A 16680-nucleotide genomic window follows, 5' to 3' on the forward strand; every position below is an offset into this window, starting at 1 on the left:
TTTTATATGATTGATAAAATCATCTTTACGGTTACACCGATTTTCTCTATACCACCGCGTGGTGCGGCTGCAGTCGAAACATGGATGTATCAGGTTGCGCAAACTACCCGTATTCCAAACCGTATCGTTTGCATCAAAAATGAAGGGTATACTGACTATTCACGGGTAAATGAAAACTGTTCTATTCATCGTATCGGCTTTAGCCGGATTTATAAGCGAATTTTTCAGAAATGGACCCGCCTGGATCCTTTACCTTACTCTCAGCGCATATTAAATGTTGCTAAAGATTTTTCAGTTACTGATAAGAGTGTTATTGCTGTACACAACAGCATGAAACTGTATCGACAGATTCGCCAGCGAGCTCCTCAGGCAAATGTGGTGATACATATGCATAATGCGTTCGAACCAAAAGGATTGGAGAAGAACGTTAAGATGATAGTTCCCAGCATGTTTTTAAAAAACTACTATCATTCATATCTCCCAGAAGCGGATATTGCTATTGTTCCTAATGGAATTAACCTGGAAATTTATCAATCAGATTATAAACCAATCTCCAGGTTAGATCTGAATATTTCACCCGAAGATAAGGTGATATTTTACGCAGGGCGTATTGTACCGGATAAAGGTGTATTACTGCTTTTACAGGCATTCGAAAGACTCGTTGAGTCGCACCCTGACTTCAAGTTGGTGGTGGTTGGCGATCATATGGAAGTCAGTAAAAGCGATAAAGGGGCTTATCAGCGTGAAGTCCGCGAAATCGCAGAGCGCTTGACAGATAACTGTATTATGTTGGGAAGCATCCCTCCTGAAAAAATGCACCGCTACTATCCACTTGGTGATTTAGTTGTGATCCCTTCTCAATTTCAGGAACCTTTCTGCATGGTTGCAATAGAAGCCATGGGGGCAGGTAAACCCGTGTTGGTGAGCACGCGTGGAGGAATGGTTGAGTTTGTCAAAAACAAAGATACTGGTTATCACTTAAGAGAACCTATGACCGCAGAAACTATTGCGGAGGACATTGAGTGCGTACTGCATGACAGCGAACTATCGACTATCGCGAAACGTGGGCAACAGTATGTTTTTGACCATTACAGTTGGACGAGTGTGACTCAGCGGTTCGAGGATGTTATTCATCATTGGTTTGACTGAAATAAAAAAGGCTACGTTAGGTAGCCTTTTTTGTTGAGAATATCCAGAGTTATTTCTTCATGGCGAGTAACAGGCCAACAAGAATGCCCAGATTATCCAATTCGATCTGTTCAACGTTTCCGCGAATAATAAAATATCCGAAGAAAGATAGCAGTATGATCATGTGTGCATTATAGGGAGAGTCACGACCCTCTTTAAATGCCTTTGATACAGTTTCTTTTACTATTGCAGCGTAAACAAGTAGCAACCCGGCCAATCCGAGAAGACCTGTGCCAAACCAGACAAATAACGCGAGGTTATGAGGGCCAATGGAGGTTCTAAATTTCCATAATGGATAATCTACGGCACGATTGTTATAGACCGTCTTATAGGCATTATTACCGAAGCCATAGCCAATCACCGGATTTTCGAGTATGAGATCCAGTGCACTGCCCTGAGTACCATTCCCATATCGGTATGAGCTGTCTGTCTGATTGAGTTTAAAGGCCAATTTTGCCGACATTTCTTTATGAGAGAAAATAGCGGTCGCCGCCAGAGCTGCGATAATCATTCCTACAGTCAGCATTTTCCATTTTTTATGCATCAATACCCACGCCAGTCCGATGATTAAGACTGATAGCCATGCTCCGCGAGACAGTGTACCCAGCATCAGGAAAAGATAGATCGCACTAAAAATAATAAAAGCGATCCGATGCTTTGTTGATTTAAATAACCATAAATTCAGAAGTACCGGGAACAAAAAGACTAATGAATCCGAGATGCTACGATGTCTGTAATCAGTAAATGGCATAATTCCACTCTGATAATCCTTAATGTAAAAGACGAGCTCAGACAAGCATCGTAAACTTAACGATGTGAGAAAAGAGATGAAAATAAATTTTGAAATGAATTCTACTTTCTCATCTTTTAGCAACACCGGAATGGAAATGGTAAGCAGCAACATATTTTCGATGACAGAATTATTGATTTCTTTCAGGCTTGCTTTTAAATCTGGAGTCTGAAATAGCGAAAGGAGTACTGCTATAGTAAGAAATAGAATACTGCCGAAAAGGAATGTTTTGAAAGTGGAAATATAATGTTTTGGTTGCTTGCAAAGATAAACAATTGTTGTGATCGTCATAAGAATGACGATGAGATGTTTATAGCGTGTAATACCACCTAAGAAATAGGTAGCGATAAACAAGAATATAAGCGTTCTATTCCAGTATAATTTCCAGTTTTTTTTCTCGTTGGAAAAAAACAATGTGAGGGCCATCTTTTCTCCGATGTCTGTTTGCAAGAGCTTATAAGTTCGAAACTAATAGTTCAAATACGGCAGAGGCAGGCAAATCGGTAAGATTTCTGCTGGCGGAACGGCACTCTACCTGGTTTCTTCCATAGCCACCAATCAACCCGGGGTCCGTAGGGCCGTATAGCGTTACATTTGGACGGTCTAGCGCGGCAGTCAGGTGACTCAGTCCCGTATCAACCGACACGACAAACGTTGCCCCCGCCAATACCCGCGCGACGTCTTCCAGGCTCATACGCGGTAAAACATCTACGTAATCAAACCCTTCAGCCAGTCTCTTCGCCCGGGTTTCTTCGTGAGCTGCTCCCCACGGCAATTTAATGCGAACGCCTGACTGACTCAGCAGGCCAATTAATTCCCGCCAGTTTGCCTCCGGCCAGTGTTTATCATCTCTGGTGGTGGCATGTAAAAATACAGCATATTGGCCCGTATCGGTATTCATTTTGTGCAAGAAATGTTGCGCAATGGCATAATCGCCCTGAGTCTGCGGTTTGCTGTAACCCAGACTTTTGGCGAACAGTTCTCGGGTGCGCTCTACCGCATGCTGCTGTTTAGCAATATGATGGCGACAGTTGTAAAACAAGCTGGCCAGTGGTTCGCGGGCTGTTTGCCAGTCCATGCCATGCTTGATGCCACGAGCCAGACGAGTGACTAATGCCGCGCTTTTCACCAGCCCCTGCGCATCAATAATTGCATCATATTGCTGTGCCTGTACCGCCTCTTGAAAGGTTTTGCGTTCAGCTTTAATGGCAGTAGAAAACCAGGCTTTTCGCCAACGGCGAATCGCCACCGGGATCACCCGGTCAACCGCAGCGTGCCATGACGGAATTTGTGCAAACCCTTCTTCCACTACCCAGTCAAAGCGAATTCCTGGAATAGCCTGCTGTGCATCAGTGAGCGCAGGAAGCGTATGTAACACATCACCCATCGATGATGTTTTGACGATCAGAACCCGCATTCGTCAGGCTTCCTCTTGTAACAACAGACTGTTAAGTTCTTCCAGTACACGCTCTGGTGTAATGTCGATCAGGCTCTGGTGATACCCTTCTGCCGCATCTCCTTTCCGCACCCGGTGATAACCTGTAATCAGGCGGATCACGCGAGCTTTATGTGAAAGTGGCGGTGTGAAATCCGGGCTGCTTGGGCCATAAAGTGCGACCAGCGGACGATTCAGCGCCGCCGCCACGTGCATCAAGCCAGAATCGTTGGTAACGACGGCCTGACACGCCGCGAGGAGGATGACAGCCTGTTCCAGCTGTGTTTCACCAGCCAGATTACGACACCATGCCTGTTGTTCGGCGCTCAGAGCCGCCAAAATCTCGTTTCCGGACTCATGATCTTTCGCCGAGCCAAACAGGACAATTTGATAACCTTCATCAATGAGCTGTTTGGCCAGTTCCGCGTAGTGGTAATGCGGCCAGCGTTTTGCCGGGCCAAATTCAGCGCCAGGGCAAAAGCCGATTATCGGACGTTCAGTGGAAAGTGCGAATTCGCTGCAGGTGAGTGATTTTTCCCCTTCGCTAACCTGCAATTGCGGCCAGAGCAGTGGCTGTGGCAAATCTTTTGCTGTCCGCATCACACCTTTGTCGTAGGCCAGCGCAACATAGCGCTCGACCATCAATGGCCAGGCCTCTTTATCGAGCACGCGCGCATCGTTAAGCAGGCCGTAGCGCATCTCGCCGCGCCAGCCCGTACGATGGGGAATACCGGCAAAGAAGGGGACGAGTGCCGATTTAAACGAGTTTGGTAGCACGTAAGCGCGATCGTAACGCTTTTCACGCAAACCATGTCCGAGTTTGCGCCGCTCGCCAAGTTCCAGGGCACCATGACCCAGCGGCATCGGGAGCGCTTCATTGACTTCCGGCATCCGCGATAACAACGGACGGCACCACGCAGGGGCCATCACATCGATTATCGCCTGGGGATAACGCGCCTTGAGCGTGCGATAGAGACTTTGCGACATCATCATGTCGCCCACCCATGACGGGCCGATCACCAGTATCTTCATACTTACTTCTTACGCGTCGCGGTTCAGCCAGGCCATATATTCCGTTACGCCTTCGGCCACGGTCTTGAACGGCTTGTTGTAGCCTGCTGCACGCAGGTTGGTCAGATCAGCCTGAGTAAACGCCTGATAGCGTCCTTTCAGTTTTTCCGGGAACGGAATGTATTCGATATCGCCTTTTTTATGGTAAGCCAGAGCTGCATCCGCCACGGCCTGGAAGGATTCCGCACGGCCTGTTCCCAGGTTAAAGATGCCGGAAACACCATTTTCGAGGAACCACAAATTCACGGCGGCAACATCGCCAACATAGACGAAATCGCGCTTGAAGTTTTCGCTGCCTTCAAACAGTTTCGGCGTTTCGCCGTTATTGAGCTGAGTGTTCAGATGGAATGCGACACTCGCCATGCTGCCTTTGTGACCTTCGCGCGGCCCGTAAACGTTAAAGTAGCGGAAGCCTACAATCTGTGAGTTGGCTTCTGGAAGGATCTGGCGTACATATTCATCGAACAGGAATTTGGAATAACCGTAAACGTTAAGTGGTTTCTCGTATTCACGAGATTCAATAAAATCGGATGTGCGACCGCCGTAGGTTGCTGCGGAAGAGGCGTACAGGAACGGAATCTCGCGCTCCAGGCAATAATGCAGCAGCTCTTTGGAGTATTGATAGTTGTTGTCCATCATATACTTGCCATCCCACTCTGTCGTGGAGGAGCATGCGCCTTCGTGGAAAATCGCTTCGATATCGCCGAACTCTTCCCCAGCCATAATCTGGATCAGGAAATCTTCCTTATCCATATAGTCAGCAATGTCCAGATCCACCAGGTTAACAAACTTGGTGCCGTCTTTCAGGTTGTCCACCACCAGGATATCGGTGATGCCTTTATCATTCAGGGATTTAACGATGTTGCTGCCGATAAAGCCCGCGCCGCCGGTAACGATGATCATAACTGTAACCTTCGAATTATGGAGTCAGAGACAATCTCAGACACGAATATCTGTAATCATACCATCACATTGACGCCCCTTCAGCCATTTACGTGGTGGATAGTGATGAGGAGAAGGAGGAACGTCTTCTCCATTAGGCCTTTATGTGTATTTGTATATTTAACTCGGAAACCCGATGAACTGAACGGTATTTTGGAACAATAATAATCATTGTTGTATGACTTAGGTTATAAAACACTCTATGTACAGAGTGTTACTCAATGTGATATAATATTTCTTTTATATTAATGGTTTTTATTAGCGATGAAATCATCTACCACGATAGTAACAGCATATTTTGATATCGGTAGAGGGGAGTGGACTGCTAATAAAGGGTTCCGCGAAAAACTTGCCCGCTCAGTTGATGTCTATTTGAGTTATTTCGAACGGTTGGCTGCACTAGAAAATGACATGGTCGTGTTCACGTCTCCTGATTTAGAAGCCAGGGTTGCTGAAATACGCCAGGGGAAACCGACAACAATTGTTACTGTTGATATAAAAAATAAATTTAAACACATCCGAAGCAGAATAGAAAAAATTCAGCAGGATGAGACATTTACGCGTAAATTAGAAACCCGACAGTTAAAAAATCCAGAATATTGGTCCCCGGACTACGTGCTGGTTTGTAATTTAAAAGCATATTTTGTGAACAAAGCGATTGATTCTGGTTTGGTCAAAACCCCGCTGGTTGCATGGGTTGATTTTGGTTATTGCCGTAAACCGAATGTCACACGCGGTTTGAAAGTATGGGACTTCCCTTTTGATCAAAATAAAATACACCTTTTCACGATCAAGAAAGGTTTAAACGTTTCTTCATTGCAGCAATCTTTCGATTTTATGATCGGTAACCATGTTTATATCATTGGTGGTGCTATTGTAGGTTCTCAGGAAAAATGGAAAGAATTTTATCCATTAGTCACAGAGTGCCAGAAAGTAACACTAGAGAATAATATTGTGGATGATGACCAGGGCATCTTTGTCATGTGTTATTACAAACGACCTGATTTGTTTGCTCTTAACTATCTTGGCAGAGGCAAATGGTTTGATCTCTTCCGCTGCTTCAAACGAACTGCGCTTGGTGCGAAACTGCAGTCATTAAGGATTCTTCTTTCCAGAAAGTAGTTGCCTGACACAAACGTAGAATCCGCATTTTTTGGCAAGGTACCTCCTGAGGGGGGATCTTGCCTTCTCAGCATAAGTTCTCACGCCTTATAATCTGTAAATTCTAATAAATTCATATCGTTAATTACTTTTTGGCGCAATGCTTTCACTCTGAAAATCACGATAAGCCATGTGGATACGCGTGATTTATGCTGCATTTTAAAGAAGTGATAATGCGTCATCTCGTATCAACGTATAGGTTTGGGTAATATGTGCTGAAATTTGCCCAGTCTGGAGAATCGCAATGCGTGGGGATTTTTATAAGCAGTTGAACAACGATCTGGAAACCGCTCGTGTGGAAGGATTGTTTAAAGAAGAGCGCATTATCACGTCTGCGCAGCAGGCAGACATCACCGTGGCGGATGGAAGCCACGTCATCAACTTTTGCGCCAACAACTATCTGGGTCTGGCGAATCATCCGGAACTGATCGCAGCAGCGAAAGCCGGAATGGATTCCCACGGCTTCGGGATGGCCTCGGTACGTTTTATCTGCGGTACCCAGGACAGCCATAAGCAACTGGAGCAAAAACTGGCGGCTTTCCTGGGTATGGAAGATGCCATTCTGTATTCCTCCTGCTTTGATGCCAACGGCGGCCTGTTCGAAACACTGCTGGGCGCAGAAGATGCGATTATTTCCGATGCGCTGAATCACGCCTCTATTATTGATGGTGTGCGTCTGTGCAAAGCGAAGCGTTTTCGCTATGCCAACAACGATATGCAGGAGCTGGAAGCGCGTCTGAAAGAAGCGCGTGAAGCCGGTGCTCGCCATGTGCTGATCGCGACCGACGGCGTGTTCTCCATGGACGGCGTGATCGCCAACCTGAAAGGGGTGTGTGACCTGGCGGATAAATACGATGCGCTGGTGATGGTTGATGACTCTCATGCTGTCGGTTTTGTGGGTGAAGGCGGTCGTGGTTCTCATGAATACTGCGATGTGATGGGCCGTGTGGACATCATTACTGGTACGTTAGGTAAAGCACTGGGTGGTGCATCCGGCGGTTATACGGCGGCGCGTAAAGAGGTGGTGGAGTGGTTGCGTCAGCGTTCTCGCCCGTACTTGTTCTCCAACTCATTAGCTCCGGCGATTGTTGCCGCCTCTATTAAAGTGCTGGAGATGGTGGAAGCCGGTAGCGAACTGCGTGGCCGCCTGTGGGCGAATGCGCGTCAGTTCCGTGAGCAGATGTCTGCTGCCGGCTTTACGCTTGCGGGTGCGGACCATGCCATTATCCCGGTCATGTTGGGAGATGCTGTGGTTGCGCAAGAATTTGCTCGCGAACTGCAAAAAGAGGGTATTTATGTCACCGGGTTCTTCTATCCGGTGGTGCCAAAAGGTCAGGCGCGTATTCGTACCCAGATGTCTGCGGCGCATACGCCTGAGCAAATTACGCGTGCCGTCGCGGCGTTCACGCGTATTGGTAAACAACTGGGCGTCATCGCCTGAGGATGTGAGATGAAAGCGTTATCCAAACTGAAAGCGGAAGAGGGCATCTGGATGACCGACGTTCCTGAACCGGAACTCGGACATAACGATCTGCTGATTAAAATCCGTAAAACAGCCATCTGCGGGACCGACGTTCACATCTATAACTGGGATGAATGGTCGCAAAAAACGATCCCGGTACCTATGGTTGTTGGGCACGAATACGTTGGCGAAGTGGTCGGTATCGGCCAGGAAGTCAAAGGGTTTAAAGTGGGTGACCGCGTTTCTGGTGAAGGTCACATCACCTGTGGTCATTGTCGTAACTGTCGTGGCGGACGTACTCACCTGTGCCGTAATACGACCGGTGTGGGGGTCAACCGCCCAGGCTGTTTTGCCGAGTATCTGGTGATTCCTGCGTTTAACGCCTTTAAAATCCCGGACAACATCTCCGACGATTTAGCTTCTATCTTTGACCCGTTCGGTAATGCGGTGCACACCGCGCTGTCGTTCGATCTGGTGGGCGAAGATGTGCTGGTATCAGGCGCTGGCCCGATCGGTATTATGGCGGCGGCAGTGGCAAAACATGTGGGTGCGCGCCACGTAGTCATCACTGACGTCAATGAATACCGTCTGGAACTGGCACGCAAGATGGGCATCACACATGCGGTAAACGTCTCGAAAGAGAACCTGCCTGATGTGATGGCTAAACTTGGGATGACCGAAGGGTTTGACGTGGGTCTGGAAATGTCCGGCGCACCGCCAGCGTTCCGTGCCATGCTGGATACCATGAACCACGGTGGTCGTATTGCCATGTTGGGGATCCCTCCTTCAGACATGTCTATCGACTGGACAAAGGTGATCTTTAAAGGCCTGTTTATCAAAGGCATTTATGGTCGCGAAATGTTTGAAACCTGGTACAAGATGGCCGCGCTGATCCAGTCTGGTCTGGATCTGACCCCGATCATCACCCACCACTTCTCTATTGATGAGTTCCAGAAAGGCTTTGATGCAATGCGTTCGGGCCAGTCAGGGAAAGTGATCCTGAGCTGGGATTAATATTCAAAGGGCTGGTTATCCAGCCCTATTTCTGAAGAAATCCTGAAACTTGAATCTAATTTCTAAAAATAATTATTAATCCCTCTATGCTTTTATTTTTCCTGTTCATTTTTCGCTGAATGCTGATTTTTCTACGGTACATTACATTTGTTCATAGATAATAGTTTCTGACTTAATAGTGTCTTAAGACAAAGGGGATAAAAGAGAGTCTAAATTCAGCGTTTATTCGGTAATGATATAATGAACAGTGCAATTAAACTTAGTGTTATTATCCCGTTGTATAATGCAGGTAATGATTTCCAGGCATGCATGGAATCTTTAATCGCGCAAACATGGACTGCTCTGGAAATCATTATTGTTAACGATGGTTCAACGGATCACTCTGTAGACATCGCAAAATATTACGTCGAGAACTATCCCCATATCCGTCTGCTCCATCAGGTTAATTCGGGAGTCTCCGTCGCACGCAATCGCGGCCTGGCGGCGGCTAGCGGGAGTTATGTGGCGTTTGTGGATGCTGATGACGTGGTCTACCCGGAGATGTATCAAACGCTGATGACCATGGCGTTAGAGGACGATCTGGACGTCGCACAATGCAATGCAGACTGGTGCTTTCGGGAATCAGGGCTGGCCTGGCAATCCATCCCTACCGATCGTTTGCGGTCCACCGGTGTATTAACAGGTCCAGACTGGCTACGCATGGCTCTCTCTTCGCGTCGATGGACTCATGTCGTCTGGATGGGCATTTATCGTCGGGATATTATTGAGAAAAATAATATTACCTTTATTCCTGGGCTGCATCATCAGGATATTGTGTGGACAACGGAGTTTATGTATAACGCCATCCGCGTGCGCTATACCGAACATTCACTTTATAAATATTTCCTGCATGATAATTCAGTCAGTCACCTGCAAAGGCAAGGAAATAAAAATCTGAATTACCAACGGCATTATATTAAAATTACGCGCTTATTGGAGAAACTGAATCGCGATTATGCTGGCCAGATTCCGATTTATCCTGAGTTTCATCAGCAAATAACGTACGAAGCACTGCGTGTTTGTCATGCCGTGCGTAAAGAGACGGATGTTTTAATGCGTCAGCGGATGATTGCGGAGATTTTTACCTCCGGGATGTATACGCGTCTGATAACAAATGTACGGAGCCTTAAAGTGGCATACCAGGCGCTATTGTGGTCTTTCCGTCTCTGGCAATGGCGCGACAAAACGCTGTCGCACCAGAGGATCGCGCGTAAAGCGCTTAATTTGCGTTAGCGTTAATACCGTTGGAGGAAGATGTCTTCCCCCAACCTTGCCACTGATGCTGGAAGTAGGTGACGACGGTGCTCTGGCGGATACTTTCACTCAATACGTTAAAGAACTGGTCGGCATAGACCGGGGCTAACGGTTGCTTCGGCTTACACAGATTCACGCCACGGAACGGGTTACGCGGCGCGTTGGGTTCGCTGTTGCCCGGTGGCGTCAGGTTCGGTGTGGAAGTATCCACCTGGGGTTCGTTGAGCAAGGTGCTTGGGCGCACCAACGTGATGTCGGCCGGTAGGTTATAGACCATTTGTTGCAACACGCGCACCGTTGATGGGTGGGGGTGTCCGATAGCAATGGCGGACCCATTACGGCGAGCTAACTCAATGGCACGATTAAACTGATGACGGATGTCCGCTTCGTTTTGCGAGTCATCGAGGAACACTTTGCGTTTAATCACTTTCACGCCCGTTCCGGATGCGGCCCGCATTGCCTGGCTGTTGCCGATAGTCATGCTGTCGAGGAAATAGAGATCGTAACGCTCCAGCGCCTGCATCACTTTTTGCATACCAAACAGGCTGGAGGTCATCGCGCTGCCCATATGGTTGTTAAGCCCAACGGCATATGGCACTTTGTCGACGGCATCGCGGATAATCCGCTCAATGTCGGTGCTGTTCATTTCCGGGCGTAGGGTGTCTTTCTCCAGCGGCTGCTTACTTAATGGTGCCATCGGCAGATGGATCAGAACTTCGTGGCCGCTATTGTGTGCTTTGGTTGCCATTTCACGCGCGTGCGGCGCATTGGGCAGAACGGCGACAGAGATGTTGGAAGGCATCGCCAGCACCTGATTTTCATTATGCGGGCGATAGCCGAAATCATCGATGACGATGGCAAGTTTGCCAGCAAAAACAGGGGTTGCGAACGCCAGCAGGCTGACCAGTGAGAGCATGATACGGCGAAACTGAGGCAAAACTTATCTTCCCAACCACGGCTGTGGATTGACGGCCTGACCCTGGCGACGAATTTCGAAATAGAGCGCTGGTCGACCCTGACCACCGCTGCTGCCAACCAGCGCAATAGGCTGACCTGCGCGCACTTGTGTACCGACACTGACCAACGCACTCTGGTTGTAACCGTAAAGGCTCATGTCGCCTTTGCCGTGTTCTACAACAACAACCAGACCGTAACCCTGTAGCCAGTCCGCCAGAATGACCCGGCCATCTGCGATGGCTTTCACTTCGGTGCCTTCGGACGCACCGATAACCATCCCCTTCCACCGTAGCTCACCCTGCAGTTGTTCGCCATAACGATGCAGCGTTGGACCGCGTACTGGCCAGAATGCCTGGCCGCGAGGCGCACCCAGACCGCCGGTACGTGATATCAGTGATTTTTCGCTTTCGGTAGGTTTATAGGTCGTGCCTTTGCGAGTCGCTTCCTGTTGGCGATTACGCACAGCTTGCGCTTCGTTGGCTTCACGTTCAGCCCGCGCTTTTGCTGCGGCTTCTGCCCGTGCAAGGCTGTTGCGCAGGCGGGATTCGTTAGCGCGCATTTCACTCAGCTGCTGTTGGCCTTGCTGAATCGATGATTCCAGACCGGAGAGCGTTTTTTGGCGCTCATTACGCGCCTGTTCTAGTTTGGCCTGTTGGGCGCGCTGTTCGTACAGCAGCGTCTGCTGCTGGCTTTGCTTCTCTTCCAGCTCGGCCTTTTGCGAGGCCACTTCTTCACGGGTTTGTTTCAGTTCAGCGATCGTTTCCTGACGCGCCTGGTTCAGATAACCAAAGTAGGCTTGCAGGCGCTGCCCACGCTGGCTCTCTTCGCCGCTGAGAATCAACTGAATTCCGGTATGCTCGCCCTGACGAAATGCGGCATCAAGCTGTGCGGCGAGGCTGCGTTCCTGACTGGCTTTTTGTTTCTCCAGTTTGGCAATGGACGCATTCATCTCGTCGATCTGTTTATTCAACTGGGCGAGGGTATTCTGGGTTTCACGCAGCTTACGGGCGGCGGCAGAAATGGCTTCTTCCTGCGCTTTTAACTGCGCAAGCAGGCTTGAACGTTGTTGCTGTTGCTGACGTACGGCGCGTTCTTTCGCGGCGATGTCAGCCTGGATGGATTTGAGTTGGTCACGCTCATCTGCGTGTGCGGAAAAGGCGCACAACAATACGCCAGCGCTAATAACGCTGGCGTAGATCAGGGGCCTGACTGAAAACCTTTGCGGTTTCACGGCCCATGTAATGGAATTCAACGCCTTTCCCCTCATGGGGAGGGATTATTCCACGATGAACAGCGGCTTACCAGTCATCTCTTGCGGGATTTCCATACCCATCAGCGTCAGCATGGTCGGCGCGATATCGGAAAGTTTACCGCCTTCTACCGCTTTCACGTTTTTAGCACCGACATAAATCAGCGGTACGGGCAGGTTGGTATGCGCTGTATGTGCCTGTCCGGTTGCTGGATCGCGCATTTGTTCAGCGTTGCCGTGGTCAGCGGTGATCAGCAACTGGCCGCCAACGGATTCAACGGCTTTGGTCACTTGCTCAACGCAGTGATCCAGCGTTTCAACCGCTTTAACCGCCGCGTCCATCACACCGGTGTGGCCCACCATATCGCCGTTCGGATAGTTACAGATGATGGTGTCGTATTTACCGCTCTCAATGGCGGCAACCAGTTTTTCGGTCAGCTCTGCTGAGCTCATTTCTGGCTGCAGATCGTAGGTCGCCACTTTCGGAGAGTTGATCAGGATGCGATCTTCACCGTTGAACGGCTCTTCTACACCGCCATTGAAGAAGAAGGTGACATGCGCATATTTTTCCGTCTCGGAAATACGCAACTGGGTTTTATCGTTTTTCGCCATCCACTCGCCGAGGGTGTTCGCCAGCGATGCGGGTGGGTAAGCCACTGCGGCTTTGATGTCGGCCGCATATTCGGTCAGCATCACGAAGTTCAGGTTTACCACTTTCTTACGGGCGAAGCCGTCGAAGTCAGCGTTAACAAATGCACGGGTAATTTCGCGGGCACGGTCAGCACGGAAGTTCATGAAAATCAGCGCGTCGCCATCTTCCATCGCCGCGTCGGCCTGACCTTCTGCACGAATCACGGTGGCTTTCACGAATTCGTCGTTTTCGTCACGCGCATAGGCGGCCTGCAGGCCTGCAACCGCGGTGTCAGTCTGGAATTCGCCCTGTGCCAGCGTCATCAGGTCATACGCTTTTTCAACGCGATCCCAACGGTTGTCGCGGTCCATTGCATAGTAACGACCGATGATGGACGCTACGCGCCCTTTGCCCAGCGCGGCAAATTTGTCTTCGAATTTTTTCAGCGAGGATTCAGCGCTGCGTGGCGGGGTGTCACGACCATCCAGGAAAGCGTGAAGGTAGATTTTCTCTACGCCACGTTCTGCGGCCAGCTCAACCATCGCCATGATGTGATCTTCGTGGCTGTGTACGCCGCCCGCAGACAGCAGACCCATGATGTGTACGGCTTTACCGGCGTTTTTCGCCTGATCAACGGCAGCGGTCAGCGTTGGGTTCGCAAAGAAAGTGCGTTCTTTGATTTCAACGTCCAGGCGAGTCAGATCCTGATACACGATGCGGCCTGCGCCCAGGTTGACGTGACCCACTTCGGAGTTACCCATCTGGCGGTCAGGCAGACCCACTTCCAGACCGGAAGCGTCGATCAGGGTATGCGGACGTTTTGCCCACAGAGCATCCATTACTGGGGTTTTGGCATTAAAAATGGCGTTATCCTGGCTGTCTTCGCGATAGCCATAGCCATCCAGGATCACCAGTACCATAGGTTTTTTAGAAACCGACATTGCGACAACCTCATACTCAAGAGACAAAAATAATTGCGTAATTTTACTACAGCTGAATCGATAAAATAGCCTCAGAAGATCAAAGAATGAAGTAGAGCGGTCGGAGGATGGCGCGGATTTACGGTTTTTTTTTCGTAGCACCCCGCAAAAATGCAATCCATTGCACGCTCTGGCTGTATTTGCGACAACGCGCAGGTATACTTCTTCCCTGGTTTTTTTAATCACTGAGTCGGGAGTTGTTACCCCCCATGCAAGAAATTATGCAATTTGTTGGCCGCCATCCTGTTCTAAGTATCGCCTGGATTGCGTTACTGGTGGCGGTATTATTCACCACGTTCAAAGGCCTGACCTCGAAAGTGAAGGTGATTACACGCGGCGAAGCGACACGTCTTATCAATAAAGAAGATGCCGTTGTTGTGGATTTACGTCAGCGCGACGACTTCCGCAAAGGCCATATCGCGGGCTCCACTAACCTGCTGCCGAGCGAAATTAAAGCCAACAACGTCGGCGAGCTTGAGAAGCACAAAGACAAACCGGTTATCGTGGTGGATGGCTCTGGCATGCAGTGCCAGGACTCTGCAACGGCGCTGATTAAAGCCGGTTTTGAGAAAGTGTTTGTGCTGAAAGAAGGTGTTGCAGGCTGGAGTGGTGAAAACCTGCCTCTGGTACGCGGTAAGTAAGCTGTAGGTAAACAGGAGCGAAGTCATGGCCAATATTGAAATCTACACCAAAGCGACCTGCCCGTTTTGCCATCGTGCAAAAGCGCTGCTGAGCAGTAAGGGTGTGAGTTTCCAGGAACTTCCAATTGATGGCGATGCCGTTAAGCGTGAAGAGATGATCAAGCGTAGTGGTCGTACGACGGTTCCGCAGATTTTTATTGATGCGCAGCATATCGGTGGGTGTGACGACTTGTATGCGTTGGATGCGCGTGGTGGACTGGATCCCCTGCTGAGCTAACGCACGTTGTTAACATTGCATCAAGACAGTATTTAAGGACAACACTAAAGGGTTTTCTAAACATGTCAGAACAAAACAACACTGAAATGGCTTTCCAGATCCAACGTATTTATACCAAGGATGTCTCTTTCGAAGCGCCAAATGCGCCGCATGTTTTCCAGAAAGATTGGCAGCCAGAGGTTAAACTTGATCTTGATACGGCATCGACCCAACTGGCAGATGACGTGTATGAAGTGGTGCTGCGTGTCACCGTAACGGCTTCCCTGGGTGAAGAAACGGCGTTCCTGTGTGAAGTTCAGCAGGGCGGTATTTTCTCCGTCAGTGGTATTGAAGGGACTCAAATGGCGCATTGCCTGGGCGCATACTGCCCGAACATTTTGTTCCCGTATGCCCGCGAATGCATCACCAGCCTGGTTTCCCGCGGTACATTCCCGCAACTGAACCTTGCGCCGGTCAACTTTGATGCGCTGTTCATGAACTATTTACAGCAGCAGGCTGGCGAAGGTACTGAAGAACATCAGGATGCCTGATGAACCAAAGTAATGCTTCAATGACTGTGATCGGTGCCGGCTCGTACGGCACCGCTCTTGCCATCACGCTGGCAAGAAATGGCCACCAGGTTGTCCTGTGGGGCCATGATCCTAAACATATCGCGACCCTTGAACACGATCGCTGCAATGTCGCGTTCCTCCCTGATGTGCCTTTTCCTGACACGCTTCTCCTGGAAAGTGACTTAGCCACTGCGCTGGCGGCCAGCCGTAATATTCTGGTCGTGGTGCCGAGCCATGTCTTTGGCGAAGTACTGCGTCAGATTAAACCGTTGATGCGCTCGGATGCGCGCCTGGTATGGGCGACAAAAGGTCTGGAAGCGGAGACGGGACGCCTGTTGCAGGATGTCGCGCGTGAAGCGTTAGGACCGGAAATTCCGCTCGCGGTGATCTCTGGCCCGACGTTTGCCAAAGAGCTGGCTGCAGGTTTACCGACGGCAATTTCCCTGGCTTCAACGGATGACGCTTTTGCTGACGATCTGCAGCAATTGCTGCACTGCGGTAAAAGCTTCCGTGTTTACAACAACCCGGATTTCATTGGCGTACAGCTAGGCGGCGCGGTGAAAAACGTCATTGCGATTGGCGCGGGAATGTCCGACGGTATCGGTTTTGGCGCCAATGCGCGTACCGCGTTAATCACCCGTGGGCTGACCGAAATGACACGTCTGGGCGCCGCACTGGGCGCCGATCCGACCACCTTTATGGGGATGGCTGGGTTGGGCGATCTGGTGCTGACCTGTACTGACAACCAGTCGCGTAACCGCCGCTTTGGCATGATGCTCGGACAGGGCATGGATGTTCAAGGTGCGCAGGACAAGATTGGCCAGGTGGTTGAAGGCTATCGCAATACGAAAGAAGTTCGTGAATTGGCGCACCGTTTTGGTGTCGAAATGCCAATAACCGAGGAAATTTATCAAGTATTGTATTGCGGAAAAAACGCGCGCGAGGCAGCATTGACTTTATTAGGTCGTGCACGCAAGGATGAGCGTAGCAGCTACTAGCCGCAAGGATCTGTCTGAACAAAATGACCCGGCCCGCGAA

The 16680-nt window shown here is 49.6% G+C and carries 16 protein-coding genes; 9 read left to right on the forward strand and 7 right to left on the reverse strand.

What is annotated here, in order from left to right; genetic code table 11:
* Window positions 1-6 precede the first annotated feature (6 nt).
* Window positions 7-1149 carry a lipopolysaccharide N-acetylglucosaminyltransferase gene (locus P2W74_RS00445; protein ID WP_276293476.1) on the forward strand — a complete coding sequence of 381 codons (1143 nt, stop codon included), beginning with the start codon at window positions 7-9 and terminating at the stop codon, window positions 1147-1149.
* Window positions 1150-1198: 49 nt separating this feature from the next.
* On the opposite strand, the gene rfaL is transcribed toward P2W74_RS00445, so the two are convergent.
* The 4 genes from rfaL to rfaD are packed head-to-tail and all read right to left on the reverse strand — an operon-like array spanning window position 1199 to window position 5387.
* Entirely contained in the window at window positions 1199-2404 is a 1206-nt protein-coding gene (gene rfaL / locus P2W74_RS00450; RefSeq protein WP_276293477.1) for an O-antigen ligase RfaL, read from the reverse strand.
* A 28-nt stretch (window positions 2405-2432) separates the two neighbouring features.
* Window positions 2433-3395, reverse strand: a complete 963-nt coding sequence (rfaC, locus tag P2W74_RS00455; RefSeq protein ID WP_276293478.1) for a lipopolysaccharide heptosyltransferase RfaC — start codon at window positions 3393-3395, stop codon at window positions 2433-2435.
* A gap of 3 nt (window positions 3396-3398) precedes the next feature.
* Entirely contained in the window at window positions 3399-4445 is a 1047-nt protein-coding gene (gene rfaF, locus P2W74_RS00460) for an ADP-heptose--LPS heptosyltransferase RfaF (protein ID WP_276293479.1), read from the reverse strand.
* 9 nt (window positions 4446-4454) lie between these two features.
* Window positions 4455-5387, reverse strand: a complete 933-nt coding sequence (gene rfaD, locus P2W74_RS00465) for an ADP-glyceromanno-heptose 6-epimerase (RefSeq protein ID WP_276293480.1) — start codon at window positions 5385-5387, stop codon at window positions 4455-4457.
* Window positions 5388-5690: 303 nt separating this feature from the next.
* On the opposite strand from rfaD, the gene yibB reads away from it, so the two are divergent.
* From yibB to P2W74_RS00485, 4 genes are all read left to right on the forward strand, one after another.
* Window positions 5691-6548 carry a protein YibB gene (gene yibB, locus P2W74_RS00470; protein ID WP_276293481.1) on the forward strand — a complete coding sequence of 286 codons (858 nt, stop codon included), beginning with the start codon at window positions 5691-5693 and terminating at the stop codon, window positions 6546-6548.
* 283 nt (window positions 6549-6831) lie between these two features.
* On the forward strand, window positions 6832-8028 hold the full coding sequence (gene kbl / locus P2W74_RS00475; protein WP_276293482.1) for a glycine C-acetyltransferase: 1197 nt from the start codon (window positions 6832-6834) through the stop codon (window positions 8026-8028).
* A gap of 9 nt (window positions 8029-8037) precedes the next feature.
* Window positions 8038-9063 carry an L-threonine 3-dehydrogenase gene (gene tdh, locus P2W74_RS00480; protein ID WP_276293483.1) on the forward strand — a complete coding sequence of 342 codons (1026 nt, stop codon included), beginning with the start codon at window positions 8038-8040 and terminating at the stop codon, window positions 9061-9063.
* Between the two features lie 237 nt (window positions 9064-9300).
* Window positions 9301-10335: a glycosyltransferase gene (locus tag P2W74_RS00485; RefSeq protein WP_276295271.1), complete on the forward strand. Its 1035-nt coding sequence runs from the start codon at window positions 9301-9303 to the stop codon at window positions 10333-10335.
* On the opposite strand, the gene P2W74_RS00490 is transcribed toward P2W74_RS00485, so the two are convergent.
* From P2W74_RS00490 to gpmM, 3 genes are read right to left on the reverse strand one after another with little or no spacing between them, the layout of a single operon-like run.
* Window positions 10322-11272, reverse strand: a complete 951-nt coding sequence (locus P2W74_RS00490; protein WP_412767251.1) for a divergent polysaccharide deacetylase family protein — start codon at window positions 11270-11272, stop codon at window positions 10322-10324. The genes P2W74_RS00485 and P2W74_RS00490 overlap by 14 nt on opposite strands.
* Before the next feature lie 24 nt (window positions 11273-11296).
* Window positions 11297-12556: a murein hydrolase activator EnvC gene (gene envC / locus P2W74_RS00495; protein ID WP_276295272.1), complete on the reverse strand. Its 1260-nt coding sequence runs from the start codon at window positions 12554-12556 to the stop codon at window positions 11297-11299.
* Window positions 12557-12589: 33 nt separating this feature from the next.
* Window positions 12590-14134: a 2,3-bisphosphoglycerate-independent phosphoglycerate mutase gene (gene gpmM / locus P2W74_RS00500; protein WP_276293485.1), complete on the reverse strand. Its 1545-nt coding sequence runs from the start codon at window positions 14132-14134 to the stop codon at window positions 12590-12592.
* Between the two features lie 248 nt (window positions 14135-14382).
* Between gpmM and P2W74_RS00505 the strand changes: the two genes are divergently transcribed.
* The 4 genes from P2W74_RS00505 to gpsA all read left to right on the forward strand — a co-directional run bounded on the left by P2W74_RS00505 (window position 14383) and on the right by gpsA (window position 16640).
* The gene (locus P2W74_RS00505) at window positions 14383-14814 is read left to right on the forward strand and encodes a rhodanese-like domain-containing protein (protein WP_203359590.1); all 432 of its coding nucleotides are present in this window, start codon (window positions 14383-14385) and stop codon (window positions 14812-14814) included.
* Window positions 14815-14839: 25 nt separating this feature from the next.
* Window positions 14840-15091: a glutaredoxin 3 gene (gene grxC / locus P2W74_RS00510; RefSeq protein WP_152400605.1), complete on the forward strand. Its 252-nt coding sequence runs from the start codon at window positions 14840-14842 to the stop codon at window positions 15089-15091.
* Between the two features lie 62 nt (window positions 15092-15153).
* A complete protein-coding gene (secB, locus tag P2W74_RS00515; protein ID WP_276293486.1) occupies window positions 15154-15621 on the forward strand; it encodes a protein-export chaperone SecB in 468 nt (155 codons plus the stop codon).
* Window positions 15621-16640, forward strand: a complete 1020-nt coding sequence (gene gpsA, locus P2W74_RS00520; protein ID WP_276293487.1) for an NAD(P)H-dependent glycerol-3-phosphate dehydrogenase — start codon at window positions 15621-15623, stop codon at window positions 16638-16640. Before secB ends, gpsA begins: the two co-directional genes overlap by 1 nt.
* Window positions 16641-16680 lie beyond the last annotated feature (40 nt).

The sequence above is a fragment of the Citrobacter enshiensis genome (assembly GCF_029338175.1).
In the GTDB taxonomy this organism is placed as follows: domain Bacteria; phylum Pseudomonadota; class Gammaproteobacteria; order Enterobacterales; family Enterobacteriaceae; genus Citrobacter_D; species Citrobacter_D enshiensis.